Below are 15136 nucleotides of genomic sequence, written 5' to 3' on the forward strand. Positions count from 1 at the left end.
CGTGGAAAAACGCGCTACCATGGGCCCCAAAGCTTCCACAACCGCCATCCTGACAGAGGTTTCGCGTGCCTAACCCTTTCACATGGATTCTGCCGTGCCAGCGTTTCATCCGAGGCCTGCCCTTGACCACTGCGCTTGTGTCTCTGGCCCTGCCCATTCATGCCGCCGACAGCCCACAGCCACCCACAGCCGACACCTTCGACACCTGCAAGGCGCAACTGGAGCAGCGTGCTGTTGAATCCGGCGTGAGCCAAGAGACGGCCAGCAAAGTCATGGCGCAGGTGGAATACCTGGATCGGGTCATCGAACTGGATCGTCGACAGCCCGAATTCACCACCACCTTTGCCGATTACCTGAATCGTCGCGTGAACGACGACAGGGTCAGCAAAGGCCGGGCACTGCTGCGCGAGCATAGTGAGCTACTGGAGCGCGTCACTCGTGAGACCGGTGTTCCGGCACCTTACCTGGTGGCCTTCTGGGGACTGGAAACCAACTTCGGCAGCTATTTCGGCAAGATGTCTGTTCCCAGCTCTTTAACCACCCTGGCCTGTGATCCCAGACGAAGCAGCTTTTTCAGCAAGCAACTGATCGCTGCCCTGCGCATCATTGATGAAGGCGCCATTGCTGTGGAACAGATGGAAGGTTCCTGGGCTGGCGCCATGGGCCACGTCCAGTTCATGCCAACGGTGTTCCTGGAGCACGCAGTGGATGCCGATGGCGATGGCCGCCGCGATCTCTGGAACAGCATTCCGGATGCCATGATGTCAGCCGGTAAATTTTTGCAGTCCATGGGCTGGGATCCGGACTATCGCTGGGGCCGGGAAGTCATCTTACCGGACAATTTTAACTATTCACTGGCCGACGGACGGCGCCTGCCGCTCTCCGAATGGCGCAGCAAAGGTATTACCGATGCCTTCGGCAAGCCACTGGCCAACGCCCCGATCAAGGCCGCCCTGGTGGTGCCCGCCGGTCATGAAGGCCCCGCCTTTCTGGCGTACAAGAATTTCCGTGTGATCATGGGCTGGAACCGGTCGGAGTTCTACGCCATCTCGGTCGGGCATCTCGCCGATCGTGTTGCCGGAGCAGGCAAACTGCAGAATCCGCCACCGGAGGATCTGCCGACCCTTTCCCGAAGCGCCATTATGGCCATGCAGGAATCACTCAACGCCCGCGGTTTCGACAGTGGCAAACCGGATGGCATTATGGGGCCAGGAACCCGGGACGCCATTCGGCGCTTCCAGGCCTCCAATGGCATGGTGGCTGACGGTTATCCGGGTGATTCGGTGCTGCAAGAACTCGGTGTGAGCACAGAGCGGTAACAGTCATGGATTCAGTAACACAAGTCGCGTTGGGCGCGTCCATTGCAGGCGCGGTTGCCGGCCCGAAGCTTGGGCGCTCAGCCCTGGTCATTGGCGCGGCTCTGGGCACCCTGCCGGACATGGATGTACTGATCGATTACGGCTCGGCAGTGGCTAACTTCACCCAGCACCGTGGCTTCAGCCACTCGCTGTTCGTGTTGGCGCCACTGGCAATAATCCTGGCCTGGGTCTTGTGGCGCTGGAAGCCACAGCTGAGTCTGGGTCGCTGGCTAACGCTGACCGGGCTGGTCCTGCTTACCCATCCCCTGCTGGACTCCTTCACTACCTACGGCACGCAAATTTTCTGGCCCTTTGGACCACCGGTCGCCATCAGCAGCATTTTCATCATCGATCCAGCTTACACCCTGCCCCTTCTGGCCGGCTGCCTGTTTTTCCTGATACGGCCACCAGCGCGCACTGCGCTGACGATGGGGTTGGTTTTGTCCACGCTTTACCTGGGCTGGACGGTAGCAGCCAAGCAGATTATCACTGAACGGGTCACCCCCGCCTTGGCTGCCGTGGGCCTCGAGCATTCAAACCTGCTGGTGCAACCGATGCCATTCAACACCATCCTCTGGCGAGCAACCGCCATCTCAGACACCGAGCAGGTGGAGATCGTGACTGGATTCCTGGATGGCGACCGCCCGCTTAACCTGGAATACTTTCCCCGCGATCCGGAGCTGGCACAAAGCGTGGCAGAACTGCCTGAAACCAGGCGACTGGAATGGTTCACTAACGGATTCCTATCGTACCAGCGCCAGGACCAGGAAGTGACCGCTACGGATATCCGGCTCGGTCTGCCCGGAGCCCATCCTTTTACCTTCATCCTCGCCGAAGGCAAAGGAGAACACCTGGCACCCGTTACCAGCACCCGTACACCCCGGCCTTCGGTTAAGCCAGAAATGCTCAGCCTGCTCTGGTCACGCCTGACCGGGGAGGCGCCCTTGCTGTGCCTGGCCAGCCTGTCCATCCCCGCTCCGGAGCAAACCTGCTCATGACCATGACGCGACTGGATCAGTTCATTTCCCTCAGTACACCGTTATCCAGAAAAGAGGCCCGGCGTGCCATCCATGCCAGCCGAGTGCAGGTAGACGGAGAGGCCTGCAAAAAAACGCATATTAAGATTCCGGAGACCGCCAGCGTCACTCTAGACGGGCAGCCCTGCACCATACTCGGGCCGCAATACCTGATGCTGAACAAACCTGTGGGCGTGGTCAGCGCCACCCGGGACAGCGAACACCCCACCGCTCTGGACCTGCTGCCACAGGAGTTGACCCGGGATCTGCACATTGCCGGTCGACTGGATATCGACACCACCGGCTTGTTGCTTTTCACCACCGACGGGCAGTGGTCACATCGGATCACCTCGCCCCGCGTGGAATGCCAGAAAACCTACCGGGTCACCCTGAGCGAGCCGATTGAACAGCCCGCTATCAGCGCCCTTGAAAGCGGTGTGGAATTGCGGAATGAGTCAAAGCCGATCCGGCCAGCCGGGATAACCGTGCTGGAACCGAAGGTGATCGAACTGACGATTTCGGAAGGACGCTACCACCAGGTCAAACGGATGTTGGCGGCGGTGGGCAATCATGTGGAGGCCCTGCACCGAATCCGGATCGGCCAGATCACGTTGGACCCGACGCTGGGCCCGGGCGAGTACCGCCCGCTGACCCAGGCTGAAATAGACGGTGTAAGCTGAACTCAGACCCGTTCGAAGCGCTTCGCTTCGAGGTTTTTTCGAACTGAGCCTGCCTCAAACACCTCGCCATTCATCGCAATGTATACACCCGGTGGCAGAAGGCTGACCGCCGACCAGGCAAACCCAAGGTTGAACAGGGCATCCGTTCGGCGCATCCGCGCTGGCTGCATGGCCCCAAACAGCACGATGGTCTTGCCCTCCAATTTGGACAGAACCGAAGCAGTTTCAGCCATGGTGTCCGTGCCATGGGTGATCAGTATCCGGTCGGAGGGGGACTCGCTGGCCGCCTGAAAGACGGCTTGCCGATCGTCTTCAGTCATTTCAAGGCTGTCTTTGCGCAGCACTTCCTTGAGCTCATATCCATCGTGGATATTGGACTCGGTCAACATCTCAGGCACCGTAGGATCGCCCACGGAAAACTCCGAGTTGGCATCAAAGTACACCTTGTCGATGGTGCCACCGGTGGTAAGAATCTGGATCATTACGACGGACCTTTTAGTCTGGGTTAGTTGGCACTGACTGTATTGTTGGCGGTAGCTGCGTAGGCTGCGTTCTTCTCCTGTTCATAACGACGGGCGGCCTTGGCCACCTGGCCACGGGCACCGGTGTCCAGCCAACGCTTGATGCGCCCGGCATCACCCATCGGAGAACGGGTACCCAGGGAGTCGAGTAATACGGTCACCACAGGCTTGCCCTCCATACGGGACACCATCACCAGGCATCGCCCGGCCTCCTCAAGATAACCGGTCTTGCTCAGAGACACGCCCCAGCTATCCCGGTGAACCAACGCGTTGGTGTTACCGAACGACAGGCTGTATCGGGGCTTGCGGAACTTGGCCCGATAGTAACGGGTGGTTGAATACTCCTCAAATTCCGGGTGCCGGGAGGCGGCATTGACCAGCTTCACCAGATCGGCGGCGGTCGACACGTTATCCGCTGACAGCCCGGTTGGGTCCACAAAGTGCGTTCCGGTCATACCCAGCGACCTGGCTTTTTCATTCATGGCCGCGACAAAGGCATCGAAGCCTCCCGGGTAACTGCGGGCCAAGGTATACGCCGCAAAATTCTCCGACGACATCAGGGCAATACGCAACGCATCGGAACGACGCAACTGGGAGTCGACGCGAATCCGCGTATAGGCGTTGGCAGCAGGGGGCGTATGCCGTTTCCTGAAGGTCAGCCACTCATCCAGCGGCTGGTCTGACTCAAGAACAACCAGTGCCGTCATCACCTTGGTCAGAGACGCGATCGGCACTGACCGATTCGCATTTTTGCCAAATACCAGTGAATCTTCCCCGACGGCGGCCACAGCGGCATTGACCGAGGCCAGGTTAGGCCCTTCGGACCTCTGACTGGCAACAGCCAGTCCGGAGAAACCCAGGAACAGGGCGAGCATTAAGGCCAGGCCACCACGTACTATCATAAGATCTGAATCCTGCAATTGCTTAAAAAAACGCCAAGTTTAAGATAATCATCATAGAGCGCCAATGCGGTCAGACCCGTACAGAGGCCTTTTCGGACACAAGACCGCTCTGTCGTCCCCGCCGGCTTACTGACTTGAATCAATTACACCTGCACCTCTCACTCCTACAATTTCCTCCAGACTCGACGCCATGGAGGCAGGTGAAACCATGCAGAATAACATCCCTCAGCCGGCATCCGAGCCCACTCAGGCCGTTGACGGGTGCGCCTATGACCTTTGGCAAAAAGGCTACGGCGTCATAGAACACAGTGAAGCCACCTGCGGCCGTGTCCAGAGCCTGGCCAATCGGCTGGTCAAAGCGGGCCTGCAGCCCGATGAGACGACCGTTTACCAGAAGCTCGCCGCGCTGGACCGGCTGGCCAGTGCGGGACTCTGGCTGGTGGCACACATGACCTATGCCAACCGGGTCGATGTGAGCGGCGATCCGCTGAAGCCACATGATTTCAAACTCCAGCCCCAGGGTCACACCGGCGGGGCCCTGAACATGGTCCCGGCCTACGCCGCTTATCTTGCCCTCAACAATCTGACCGGCCAAACCCGCAGTTGGCTAATGGGGCAGGGGCACTGCGTAGCCGCCGTAGAAGCAATCAACGTGCTGACCGGCAACCTGCACCCCGAACAGGCGCAACGCTACGGGTCAGCGGATGGCCAGTCACGCCTTGCCAGGGATTTCTACAACTACCGGCAGTGTACCGACGGAACGGTCAGTGCGCCCCTGGGCAGTCATGTTACCCCCTACACCGCTGGGGGCATTATCGAGGGCGGGTATCTGGGCTTCGCCGAACTTCAATACGCCCATATGCCACTGCCGGGGGAATCCCTGGTGGCGTTTCTGTCCGATGGCGCCGCGGAAGAGCAGCGGGGCAGCGACTGGATACCGCGTTGGTGGCGAGCCGAAGACTGCGGCCTGGTGATGCCGATTATGATCGCCAACGGCCGGCGTATTGAGCAGCGCACGGAACTCGGAACCCGAGCCGGCCTTGAACGTTTCGAAGAGCATCTGGCGGCGCGCGGCTTCGATCCCTACCCCTTCGACGGCCGGGATCCGGCGGCCTTTGTCTGCGCGCTGTTTGAAATGGAACAGTCGCTCAAGGCAAGCGGAGAGGAAGCGCTTCAGGGCAAGATCCGTTATCCCGTGCGCATACCCTACGGGATTGCAGAAACGGTCAAGGGCTTTGGCTTCTACGGTGCCGGCAGTAACGCGGCCCACAACCTGCCATTGCCCGGCAACCCGCGCCTGGACGCACCCGCTCGGGAACTCTTCAACCAGCACGCAGCCAGGCTCTGGGTAGCGCCGGACGAGCTGAACCTGAGCATCGCCCGCATTTCCGAGCACGCCCGGCAATGCCGGCCTCTGGAACGAGACCACCCTCTGGCTTTGCGGAATCCGCAGGAGCCCACTTATCCACACCTGCCTCCCTGCGAAAACCGACGCTCCCCCATGAGCGCGGTGGACGACTTCTTTTGCGCTCTGGTCGACGCCAATCCCGAACTACGGGCCCGGGTTGGTAATCCCGACGAATTGGCCAGTAACCGGTTGAACGGCGTACTGGCAGCGCTCAAGCATCGGGTCCTGGAGCCGGAAAACGAACAGGAATCCATTCACGGCAAGATCATCACCGCGCTGAACGAAGAGGCTGTGGTATCCGCTTGCCTGGCCAACAAGGCGGGGCTGAATCTGGTGGCGAGCTACGAGGCCTTCTGCGTCAAAATGCTCGGCGCCATTCGTCAGGAACTGATCTTCTCACGCCATCAGAAGGAAATCGGGCGGCCAGCACAGTGGCTCGGCGTTCCCGTGGTTGCCACCTCCCATACCTGGGAAAACGGCAAGAACGAGCAATCCCACCAGGACACCACCTTCTGCGAAAGCCTGTTGGCCGAGATGAATGACGTCTCCCGCGTGCTGTTCCCTGCCGATTACAACAGCACCCTGGCCCTGCTACCCAGCGTTTATCGTCGGCGCGGGCAGATTTCCACCCTGGTGATCCCCAAGCGGGAACGCCCGTGCTTGTTCTCCTGGGATGAGGCTGAGGCGCTGTCCGAACGGGGAGCCATCGTGGTGGACGAGGATACCTCTGGCGGCGAACCACTTTTGCTGATGGCCAATGGTGCCTACCAGCTGGCCGAGGCGATTCGGGTGTGCGAGCGGCTACGAGAAACAGGCACGTCATTCCGGCTGATTTACATTCAGGAACCCGGACGACTCCGCCAGCCCAGAGACGCCATGGAGGCGGAACAAACACTGCCTGACTTTGCCCGGGAACAGCTATTCCCCGCCCAGATCACTCGGCGCGTGGCGCTAACCCATATGCGACCGGAAGTGTTCAGGGGACACCTGCACAGTTTGTTTCCGAAAACCAAGCACAGTCGGGTGCTCGGTTATCTCAATCGCGGCGGTACGCTGGATACTGCGGGCATGCTGTTTACCAACCGGTGCTCATGGGCGCACACTCTGGCGGCCTGTGCGCTGGTGATGGACAAGCCTCCCGGCGAGTGGCTGTCGGCAGCGGAACTGGCCGCCGTAGAGGGCCGGGGCACCCCTGGGGTGATCACCGGGGTTTAGCGCCCTGACACGAAAAAGGGAGCTCCCAAGCTCCCCTCTTTGATTACGGTCATGGTAAACCGGCGGCACGGCCAGGCTCTTCCCGATACCCGACCGGCCTCACGTCACCCGCTGACGAACACCGGGCCAACACCCCAGTTCCAAAGGATCACCGAGCCAACCCGTGTGGTGACCAGAATCACCAGAGCCACGGTGAGGATTGCACCACCGTAGAAGACCGCGCGGTCTTTTTCTACGCCCATGACGATCGGCAAGCCGTCATACATGAGCCACGCCCCGTAACAGGCCGCCGCCAGAAAGACGATGGCGTTGAACCAGGGCACCGGATAAAGGAGGGCAAAGCCCGCCAGGAACAAAGGCGTGCACGAATAGGCCGCCAGCGCGATACCGTAGGAGGGCACGTGTTCTTCCCTCGCTCCGTAGGTTTTGGCCATCCAGTTAACGGCATAACCGAGGGCAAACACCCCGACCAACATGGCGATGTAGGTCAGGACGCTTAACTGCAGCGCACTTATTTGAGTCAACTTGATCAGGCGATCGTTTCCGACCGTCCAGCCAAAGAAGGCGGTCGAGATGTAGGCACAGATTGGAGCAATGGCTGCGAGAACAACCACGTAGGCCACGTACAGTCGGCGAGGAGTTTCGTGTTCTTTTCGAATGGAAGCCCACTCTTCGTCCGGGTGGGTGAATAAACCAAACGCGTGAGTCAGGAGCATGGACGACCCCCTTTAGAGACCTATTGTTAATATTATGAGATACGGGTAGGCAAATTGCTCAGATCAACCCACCTCCCTCAATTTAAATATAGACAAGATCAAAGGAGCCGAAAGGGAATTCGGTAAAAATTTGCTGCCTGTCTCACCTCGCGGCAAGTGATCGCCCGATGGAGCTCCATGGGCGATCGACAGGATCACAATCAGCCGCGTGGATCGGTACGGGCTACCCAGGGCTCGTCCTGATGGCGATCCCGGAATGACAGCAGACTCTCGATGCCGGTCCACTCCACGAGGCTGCGGAAATCCAGCCAGTCGACCAGGCAATACAGGCACATGGAGGGATAATCCCAGTCGTCGAAGTGCCCATCATCAACCATGGCGGCGAGGGTGCGCAGCGTCGTCAGGATGCGCTCCCGCTGCAGGTTGTAAAACATCAGGTCCTGCCCCGTGTCGATACCCGAGCGCTCGGAGAGCAGCATAATGACGGCCGAGTCGTTGGCACCATCGATCAGCGTCAACTGATTTTGCTGGTCCCAGGTCAGCGGATCCCGGCCCTGCTTTGCGCTGATGTACCGGGCAATAATCCGGGAGTCATAGATCTCCTGCCCTTCGTCTTCCAGCACCGGAATTTTCAGGGTTGGATTGGTTTTTCGCAGTTCATCCCGGCCTTCACCATAAATATCCAGATTCACGAACTCGTGGGGCTCCTCCCCCAGCAGGATTCGAATACGCCGGACGTAGGGCGAGGTGGTCGATCCAATCAGCTTCATCATGCCTCCCAGTGGATTACAGCTTATATTCCCAGCAGGGATGCCGGGTTGGTGTACGAATGCCCGGTGGCCTCAGCCACTTCCCGATAGGTGACCTTGCCATCGTAGACGTTCAGACCGGCGAGCAGATGCGGATCATCTTTCATCGCCTGATCGGCGCCCTTGTTGGCAATGGCTGATATAAACGGCAAGGTCACATTGTTCAGAGCCAGGGTCGAGGTTCTGGCGACAGCCCCGGGCATATTCGCAACGCAGTAATGTACCACGCCATCAACAATATAGGTGGGATCTGCATGAGTGGTCGGTTTCGAGGTTTCCGCACAACCACCCTGATCGATGGCCACATCCACCAGCACACTGCCCTCCGGCATCCGACTGATCATGTCCCGAGTAATCAACTTGGGGGCCGACGCGCCCGGAATCAGCACACTGCCTATGACCAGGTCCGATCGGGTGACGGCCTGATCCAGCGTATGCGCGGTGGAAAACAGAGTCGCGATCCGGTTGCCATAGCGGTGGTCGAGGCTGCGCAGAACCTCCATATCACGATCCAGTACTGTCACCTGGGCGCCCATTCCCACCGCCATCGCCAGGGCGTTCTGGCCAACTACGCCTCCACCCACAATGGTGACATGGGCGGCCTCGACCCCCGGCACACCACCGAGCAGAACACCGCGGCCACCCACGGACCGTTCGAGGCAGTGGGCACCCGCCTGGATCGACATTCGGCCAGCCACCTCGGACATAGGGGCCAGCAGGGGCAGCCGCCCCCAACGGTCGGTCACGGTTTCATAGGCAATGCAGGTTGCCCTGGAAGCCACCAGGTCATCGGTTTGGGGCTTGTCCGGCGCCAGATGCAGGTAGGTGAACAGTGTCTGACCGGCAGTCAATCGGGCCCGTTCTTCAGCTTGCGGTTCTTTGACCTTGACGATCATTTCCGCCGCATCAAACACCTCACTCGCGGTATCCAGCAGGCAGGCGCCTGCCTGCTGGTAGTCTTCGTCGGTAAAGCCAATCGCATTGCCTGCGTTTGCCTCGACGAATACCTCGTGCCCCTGACCCACCAGTTCATGCACAGCCGCTGGCGTCATGCCCACCCGGTATTCGTGATTCTTGATCTCTTTCGGCACCCCAATTTTCATGGCTCACCTCCAGGATTCGACAAATTCGTGTACCTGAGCCTCAATTGTAGTCAAAAGGCACAACATCGAAGCCCTCCTGAATGGGCAGAGGTCCGGGCATCGGATGCGCCCTTTTGCTCGTATCAGACTCTCGCAAACAGGATGAATCACAAGGAGCAGGATCATGACGAGACTTACAGCACTTGCCTCCGCCGCAACCCTGGCTATGGCATTGATCGGCCAACAGGCAACGGCAGCCATGAAAACCGAGACCATCGAATACCGGATCGGCGATGAAACCTTCTCGGGATTCATGGCCTGGGATGACGAGTTTGACGGCAAGCGTCCCGGCATACTGTTAGTCCACGAGTGGTGGGGGCACAACGAGTTTGTTCGGGAGCAGGCCAAGAAGCTGGCCAAAGAGGGCTATACCGCCTTTGCACTGGACATGTACGGCAAGGGCAAGCTCGCGGAGCATCCGGATACGGCCAAGCAGTTCATGCAGGAAGCCACGAGCAACTTCGAACAACTCAAGGAGCGCTTCCTCGCGGCCAAAGGCCTGCTCGAAGAACATGACACCGTCGATGGCAGCAAGATTGCCGCCCAGGGATATTGCTTTGGTGGCGCAGTGGTGCTGAATATGGCCCGTAGCGGTGTGGATCTGGACGGCGTGGTCAGCTATCACGGCTCACTGGCCAGCCCGATCAAGGCGGAACCGGACAAGGTCAAAGCCCGGGTTCAGGTGTACACCGGGGGCGCAGACCAGATGGTGCCGCCCGAACAGGTAGCCGGACTGGTGGAGGAAATGCAACTGGCCGGCGTGGACCTGACCCTGGTCACCTTCCCGGACGCTTTACACTCGTTCACCAACCCCGGAGCCGACAAGATTGCCGAACAGTTTGGCCTGCCCATTGGCTACGACAAAAATGCCGCCATGCGCTCCTGGCAAGGCACACTGGATTTCTACAACGCCATATTCAGTCAGTAAGCACCGACCCTGGCCGTCCCCCGGCCAGGATTTCCTTACGACAAGGCAGAGCCAATGGTGTCCCGCACCGCTTTCATGAGGGGCTCGATTGGCTCGTCCCCCACAACCACCGGCGGGTGAATCACAATGTCGATAACACCGGGGCTGAACGCCGCGTGCCCTTTCGGCAAGCGGTCGTGGGAACCTCTGACGGTGACCGGCAGAATCGGCAATCCGCTCTGACCGGCGATCACAAAACCGCCCGGTTTGAACGGCAGAAGCTCTCCGTCCCAGGATCGGGTGCCTTCGGGGAACATCAGGATACTGGTGCCATCCGGCAACTGAGCGACGCCGTTTTTGATACTCTCCAGGGCGTCACTGCCCTTCGAGCGGTCAATAAACAGATTTCGTGATGTCTCCAGTGCCAGCCCGAACAGAGGCACCTTGCGAAGTTCCTTTTTGATGACCCAGCGATATTGCAGCCCAAGCGACAACACCAGCGCGGGCGGGTCGAAGTAGGAGGCATGGTTGCTCAAGATAACGTATTTCTGGTCAGGCTGGATGTGCTCCTTGCCGGTAACCCGCAGCCGGATGCCGCACACCTTCAAAATACACCAGGCAAAAACCTGAGTTCCGTGAAAGGCGGCGTCGCCACGTTTGCCCAGCAAGGCCGCGACAACAATCGGACCAAACAGCGCAAGCGTGAGCACGACAGCCCAGCTACAAATCCACACCGCTTTTAGCAGATTCAGCATGAAGAGATTCCTGCAACTCTCGACAACGTAAGCAAGCTACACGGTAACAAGCTTGCTCAGAGCTTACACAGGAAATATAAAGCGGCACAACCGACAACATGCCAAAAGACAGGCATTAAAAAAGGCAGCCGAAGCTGCCTTTTTTCAAGCGGTTACTGCCTGTAATCCATTAGGAATTACAGCGCAACAACGTTCTCCGCCTGAGGACCTTTCTGGCCCTGGGTAATAGTGAATTCAACCTGCTGGCCTTCTGCCAGAGTCTTGAAGCCGCTACCTTGAATAGCGCTGTAGTGAACGAATACGTCCGGGCCGCCTTCACGAGTAATGAAACCAAAGCCTTTTGATTCGTTGAAGAACTTAACGGTGCCGGTAGTAGTAGACATACTTAATTTTCCTGAAATCAATCACATAATCTATAGCCTGACGCCTTCATGGCTCAGACCGGGGGTAGGGAAAAACTGAAATCGCGGAATCAAAAACAGGGACGGTCACTACTAACTGCGGAAGTACGCCTTATTCATGAATTGCATTACGAATCTTTCCTTACCGAGCCACTCTACTCCTGAACCAAAGTGATGCCAAGAGATATTTCAATAATTTAAGTACGTACTCGTACCCACGACAGGGAGGCCTCTAGGTCCTCAACAGACCATAGCTGTACAGACCAAGAGCCGTCATAATCAGCGAGCCAACCACGTGAGCCAGAACACCGGCCAGCGCCATTCCCCACTTGCCTTCCTGAAGGGCGGAAAACATTTCCAGTGAAAAGGTCGAGAACGTCGTCAGCGCCCCGCACAGGCCGGTGATGGCGAACAGCCGCCACTCCGGAGAGAGGCTGCTACCCGTGCTGAAGTACCCGATCAAAAAGCCAACAAACCAGCCGCCGGCCAGGTTGGCCACCAGAGTACCCAGGGGAATCGGGTGGTAATTGCTGTTCAGCCAGAGTCCCAGCGCCCACCGCAGATTGGCACCTATGACCGCTCCGGCACTCACCGCCAATACGGAAAGCCACATGCGTCTGATATCCATTCACGTTGAAACTGCACCGCCGGGCGGCAACCAGATTTCAGTATGCCGACATAAAACCAACAAGTTAAGACCAAAAAAAGAGGGGCACCGATCGGTGCCCCTCCACTGACTTTCAATGCCTTGCCATCAGGCTGCGTTGTGTTTGATGACCGCTTTCTTGTTACTGGCGAACTCATCAAAGGCAAAGTCGTCCACGGTCAGCATTTCAAGCACCACCGCCTCGTACTTGCGCATGAACTCAGCCTCTTCCTTGCTGAACACATCTGCTTCCAGAGCCGCCTCGAAGCGATCCTCAGGGTGCAGCGCGGTCATTGGCAGTTCACCCTTGGCGTAAGCTTTGGTGACCTTGCGATACAGCTTTTCGGCCCGGTCGTAATCTTTAAGCAGACCATTGTACTGTGCCAGCGGGTTTTCAATGCCACCCGCACCTTCGGTCGTCCACACGCCCGCCAACAGCTTGGAGCGGATGGGCGTATCGGTGGAGACCGCACGGGCGATCTTGCGGGTCAGATCGTCAGCCGGCTCATGCCAACGGCGCCCAAGAGGCAACGTGATGCCCCGAAGCACCAGAGCTACTGCACGGTTTGGCATGTTGTTCAGGAACTCATCCAGGGCCCGCTCAATACGGTTCAGCAACAGCGTCATGCTGTACTCCATAAGCTCGCGCTCACCCTGAGCCGGCTGCCCCTCATGCCAGTTCTTCAACACCATCGAACCCAGATACAGGTTCGACAGCATATCGCCCAAGCGTGCAGAGATCAGCTCGCGCATTTTCAGTTCACTGCCCAGCGTCGTCATGGCGGCATCCGAGCAGAGGCCAAAGGCCGCACTGAAGCGGGACAGCGCCTGAGCATATCGACGGCTGGCACTGTCAAACGGAACCTCCGCACGCCCCAGACCCAGTGCCTGGGTGAAGGAACGGGCGGCGTTGCCGAAGATCAGGCCGGCATGGCCGAAGAAGGCCTTGTCGAATGCCTGGATGTCATCCGCATCTTTGGCGGCCAGTTCCTTAAGCACATAGGGATGGCATCGGATTGCACCCTGACCGAAGATCATCAGGCTGCGGGTCATGATGTTGGCACCCTCAACGGTGATGGACACCGCCGCACCACTGAAGCTGGTGCCCAGGTAGTTGCGGGGACCCAGGGTAACCGCCTTGCCACCATGGACATCCATGGCGTCCGTGAGCACGTCACGCTGGAACTCGGTCAAATGGTATTTCAGGATCGCAGACGGCACTGCCGGCTTCTCACCCTGATCAATCATGTTCGCGGTGTGATTGACCGCGGACTGGGCGATGTAGGTTTTGCCCGCAATACGAGCCAGTGGCTCCTGCACGCCCTCCATGTCGGCCACCGGCGTATTGAACTGGCGGCGAACCCGGGTGAAGCCACCCGAAGTGCCCGCTGTATAGGCTGCAATGCCGGCCGCGCCGGATGGCAGCGTAATGCAGCGACCCACCGACAGGCACTCAACCAGCATACGCCAGCCTTCGCCCGCCATATCCTGCCCACCGATGATGTAGTCCAGCGGGATGAACACGTCCTTGCCCTTGATCGGGCCGTTCATGAACGGCTGGCCGATCGGGCAATGACGGCGGCCGATCTCCATGCCCTTGGTATCCCGGGGGATCAGGGCACAGGTGATGCCGATGTCTTTCTCTTTGCCCAGGAGGCCGTCCGGATCAAACATCCGGAACGCCAGTCCAACCACCGTGGCAATCGGCGCCAGGGTGATCCAGCGTTTTTCGAAGTTGAGCTTGATACCAACGACTTCCTTGCCATTGAACTTGCCCTTGCACACGATGCCGGTATCCGGAATGGAAGTCGCATCGGAGCCAGCCCGCGGGCCAGTCAGGCCAAAACAGGGAATGTCACGCCCGTCGGCCAGACGCGGCAGGTAATGGTTCTTCTGCTCATCGGTACCGTACTTGACCAGCAACTCGCCCGGGCCGAGTGAGTTGGGCACACCCACGGACACCATCAGCATTTCGTTGGCGGCCAGTTTTTGGAGCACAGCTGTCTGTGCCTTGGCAGAGAAGCCCAGCCCGCCAAATTCCTTGGGGATGATCATGCCGAAGAACTTCTCTTTCTTCAGAAAATCCCACAGTTCCTTGGGCAGATCAGCACGCTCGATGGCCAGGTCCCATGCGTTACACATGGAGATCGCCTCGGTGCACTGGTTATCGACGAAGGCCTGCTCTTCTTCCCGCAAGCCGTCGTGGCGGTTGGACAACAGGCTGCGCCAGTTGGGCTGCCCGGTGAATAACTCGCCATCCCATCCAACAGTGCCGGCCTCAAGGGCCACTTTCTCAGTGGCGGATACCTTCGGCGCCACCTTCTTGAACATGGCGAAAATTTTCGGCGTCAACCACCCCTGACGGAAGCCTGGCAGGCCTGCTGCTGCCGTTGCGCCGGCACCCAGGAACAGAACCAGGGTCAGCCATCCAGAGCCAAAGATCCACGACACAATGCCCACCGCGACCATGACACCAATGGCCGGCATGGCTCCGGCCTCACGGCGCATGACGATCAGCAGACCAGCCAGCGCCACCAGAAAAAGAATGAAAGTCATCATAGGTTCTCTCTGTCACCCGTATTTCGGAAACACATTAAGACTAAAGTTGGTACGCCAACAGTACCGCATCAGATGAAAGCTGAACAGCCAGCGATCACCAG

At 58.8% G+C, this 15136-nt stretch carries 14 protein-coding genes; 5 read left to right on the forward strand and 9 right to left on the reverse strand.

All coding sequences use genetic code 11. The features are described from left to right. Positions 1–122 precede the first annotated feature (122 nt). Genes K8I84_RS10850 through rsuA form a run of 3 tightly spaced genes read left to right on the forward strand, consistent with a single transcriptional unit; the run spans position 123 to position 3054 of the window. Entirely contained in the window at positions 123–1319 is a 1197-nt protein-coding gene (locus tag K8I84_RS10850; protein ID WP_411722674.1) for a lytic murein transglycosylase, read from the forward strand. A 5-nt stretch (positions 1320–1324) separates the two neighbouring features. After that, on the forward strand, positions 1325–2356 hold the full coding sequence (locus tag K8I84_RS10855; protein WP_223794776.1) for a metal-dependent hydrolase: 1032 nt from the start codon (positions 1325–1327) through the stop codon (positions 2354–2356). Next, positions 2353–3054, forward strand: a complete 702-nt coding sequence (rsuA, locus tag K8I84_RS10860; RefSeq protein ID WP_223794777.1) for a 16S rRNA pseudouridine(516) synthase RsuA — start codon at positions 2353–2355, stop codon at positions 3052–3054. Before K8I84_RS10855 ends, rsuA begins: the two co-directional genes overlap by 4 nt. Positions 3055–3056: 2 nt before the next feature. Here rsuA and K8I84_RS10865 read toward each other — a convergent pair whose 3' ends face one another. Together K8I84_RS10865 and pbpG are read right to left on the reverse strand one after the other, a co-directional pair. Beyond that, entirely contained in the window at positions 3057–3536 is a 480-nt protein-coding gene (locus K8I84_RS10865; RefSeq protein ID WP_223794778.1) for an asparaginase domain-containing protein, read from the reverse strand. Positions 3537–3559: 23 nt separating this feature from the next. Next, the gene (gene pbpG / locus K8I84_RS10870) at positions 3560–4477 is read right to left on the reverse strand and encodes a D-alanyl-D-alanine endopeptidase (RefSeq protein WP_223794779.1); all 918 of its coding nucleotides are present in this window, start codon (positions 4475–4477) and stop codon (positions 3560–3562) included. A gap of 208 nt (positions 4478–4685) precedes the next feature. Between pbpG and K8I84_RS10875 the strand changes: the two genes are divergently transcribed. Next, complete coding sequence (locus K8I84_RS10875; protein WP_223794780.1) at positions 4686–7100, forward strand: xylulose 5-phosphate 3-epimerase; 2415 nt, start codon at positions 4686–4688, stop codon at positions 7098–7100. A gap of 104 nt (positions 7101–7204) precedes the next feature. Here the strand turns inward: K8I84_RS10875 and K8I84_RS10880 are convergent, their stop codons facing one another. The 3 genes from K8I84_RS10880 to ald form a co-directional block, all read right to left on the reverse strand. Next, positions 7205–7816, reverse strand: a complete 612-nt coding sequence (locus tag K8I84_RS10880; RefSeq protein WP_223794781.1) for a Yip1 family protein — start codon at positions 7814–7816, stop codon at positions 7205–7207. 200 nt (positions 7817–8016) lie between these two features. Further along, a complete protein-coding gene (locus K8I84_RS10885; protein WP_223794782.1) occupies positions 8017–8586 on the reverse strand; it encodes a glutathione S-transferase family protein in 570 nt (189 codons plus the stop codon). A gap of 23 nt (positions 8587–8609) precedes the next feature. After that, positions 8610–9728 carry an alanine dehydrogenase gene (ald, locus tag K8I84_RS10890; protein ID WP_223794783.1) on the reverse strand — a complete coding sequence of 373 codons (1119 nt, stop codon included), beginning with the start codon at positions 9726–9728 and terminating at the stop codon, positions 8610–8612. Positions 9729–9891: 163 nt separating this feature from the next. Between ald and K8I84_RS10895 the strand changes: the two genes are divergently transcribed. Then, positions 9892–10695 carry a dienelactone hydrolase family protein gene (locus K8I84_RS10895; RefSeq protein WP_223794784.1) on the forward strand — a complete coding sequence of 268 codons (804 nt, stop codon included), beginning with the start codon at positions 9892–9894 and terminating at the stop codon, positions 10693–10695. Positions 10696–10730: 35 nt separating this feature from the next. On the opposite strand, the gene K8I84_RS10900 is transcribed toward K8I84_RS10895, so the two are convergent. From K8I84_RS10900 to K8I84_RS10915, 4 genes are all read right to left on the reverse strand, one after another. Next, the gene (locus K8I84_RS10900) at positions 10731–11429 is read right to left on the reverse strand and encodes a lysophospholipid acyltransferase family protein (protein ID WP_223794785.1); all 699 of its coding nucleotides are present in this window, start codon (positions 11427–11429) and stop codon (positions 10731–10733) included. A gap of 176 nt (positions 11430–11605) precedes the next feature. After that, positions 11606–11812, reverse strand: a complete 207-nt coding sequence (locus K8I84_RS10905; protein ID WP_223794786.1) for a cold-shock protein — start codon at positions 11810–11812, stop codon at positions 11606–11608. 250 nt (positions 11813–12062) lie between these two features. Then, positions 12063–12443: a fluoride efflux transporter CrcB gene (gene crcB / locus K8I84_RS10910; protein WP_223794979.1), complete on the reverse strand. Its 381-nt coding sequence runs from the start codon at positions 12441–12443 to the stop codon at positions 12063–12065. Between the two features lie 141 nt (positions 12444–12584). After that, a complete protein-coding gene (locus tag K8I84_RS10915; protein WP_223794787.1) occupies positions 12585–15035 on the reverse strand; it encodes an acyl-CoA dehydrogenase in 2451 nt (816 codons plus the stop codon). Between the last annotated feature and the right edge of the window lie 101 nt (positions 15036–15136).

The organism is Marinobacter sp. F4216 (genome assembly GCF_019931195.1).
Lineage (GTDB): Bacteria > Pseudomonadota > Gammaproteobacteria > Pseudomonadales > Oleiphilaceae > Marinobacter > Marinobacter suaedae.

Excerpts from the sequence above, each read along its gene's own strand:
- K8I84_RS10875 (WP_223794780.1), top strand. The coding sequence starts at position 4,686 with ATGCAGAATAACATCCCTCAGCCGGCATCCGAGCCCACTCAGGCCGTT.
- crcB (WP_223794979.1), bottom strand. The coding sequence starts at position 12,443 with ATGTGGCTTTCCGTATTGGCGGTGAGTGCCGGAGCGGTCATAGGTGCC.
- K8I84_RS10915 (WP_223794787.1), bottom strand. The coding sequence starts at position 15,035 with ATGATGACTTTCATTCTTTTTCTGGTGGCGCTGGCTGGTCTGCTGATC.
- pbpG (WP_223794779.1), bottom strand. The coding sequence starts at position 4,477 with ATGATAGTACGTGGTGGCCTGGCCTTAATGCTCGCCCTGTTCCTGGGT.
- K8I84_RS10895 (WP_223794784.1), top strand. The coding sequence starts at position 9,892 with ATGACGAGACTTACAGCACTTGCCTCCGCCGCAACCCTGGCTATGGCA.
- K8I84_RS10855 (WP_223794776.1), top strand. The coding sequence starts at position 1,325 with ATGGATTCAGTAACACAAGTCGCGTTGGGCGCGTCCATTGCAGGCGCG.
- ald (WP_223794783.1), bottom strand. The coding sequence starts at position 9,728 with ATGAAAATTGGGGTGCCGAAAGAGATCAAGAATCACGAATACCGGGTG.
- K8I84_RS10865 (WP_223794778.1), bottom strand. The coding sequence starts at position 3,536 with ATGATCCAGATTCTTACCACCGGTGGCACCATCGACAAGGTGTACTTT.
- K8I84_RS10905 (WP_223794786.1), bottom strand. The coding sequence starts at position 11,812 with ATGTCTACTACTACCGGCACCGTTAAGTTCTTCAACGAATCAAAAGGC.
- K8I84_RS10880 (WP_223794781.1), bottom strand. The coding sequence starts at position 7,816 with ATGCTCCTGACTCACGCGTTTGGTTTATTCACCCACCCGGACGAAGAG.
- K8I84_RS10900 (WP_223794785.1), bottom strand. The coding sequence starts at position 11,429 with ATGCTGAATCTGCTAAAAGCGGTGTGGATTTGTAGCTGGGCTGTCGTG.
- rsuA (WP_223794777.1), top strand. The coding sequence starts at position 2,353 with ATGACCATGACGCGACTGGATCAGTTCATTTCCCTCAGTACACCGTTA.
- K8I84_RS10885 (WP_223794782.1), bottom strand. The coding sequence starts at position 8,586 with ATGAAGCTGATTGGATCGACCACCTCGCCCTACGTCCGGCGTATTCGA.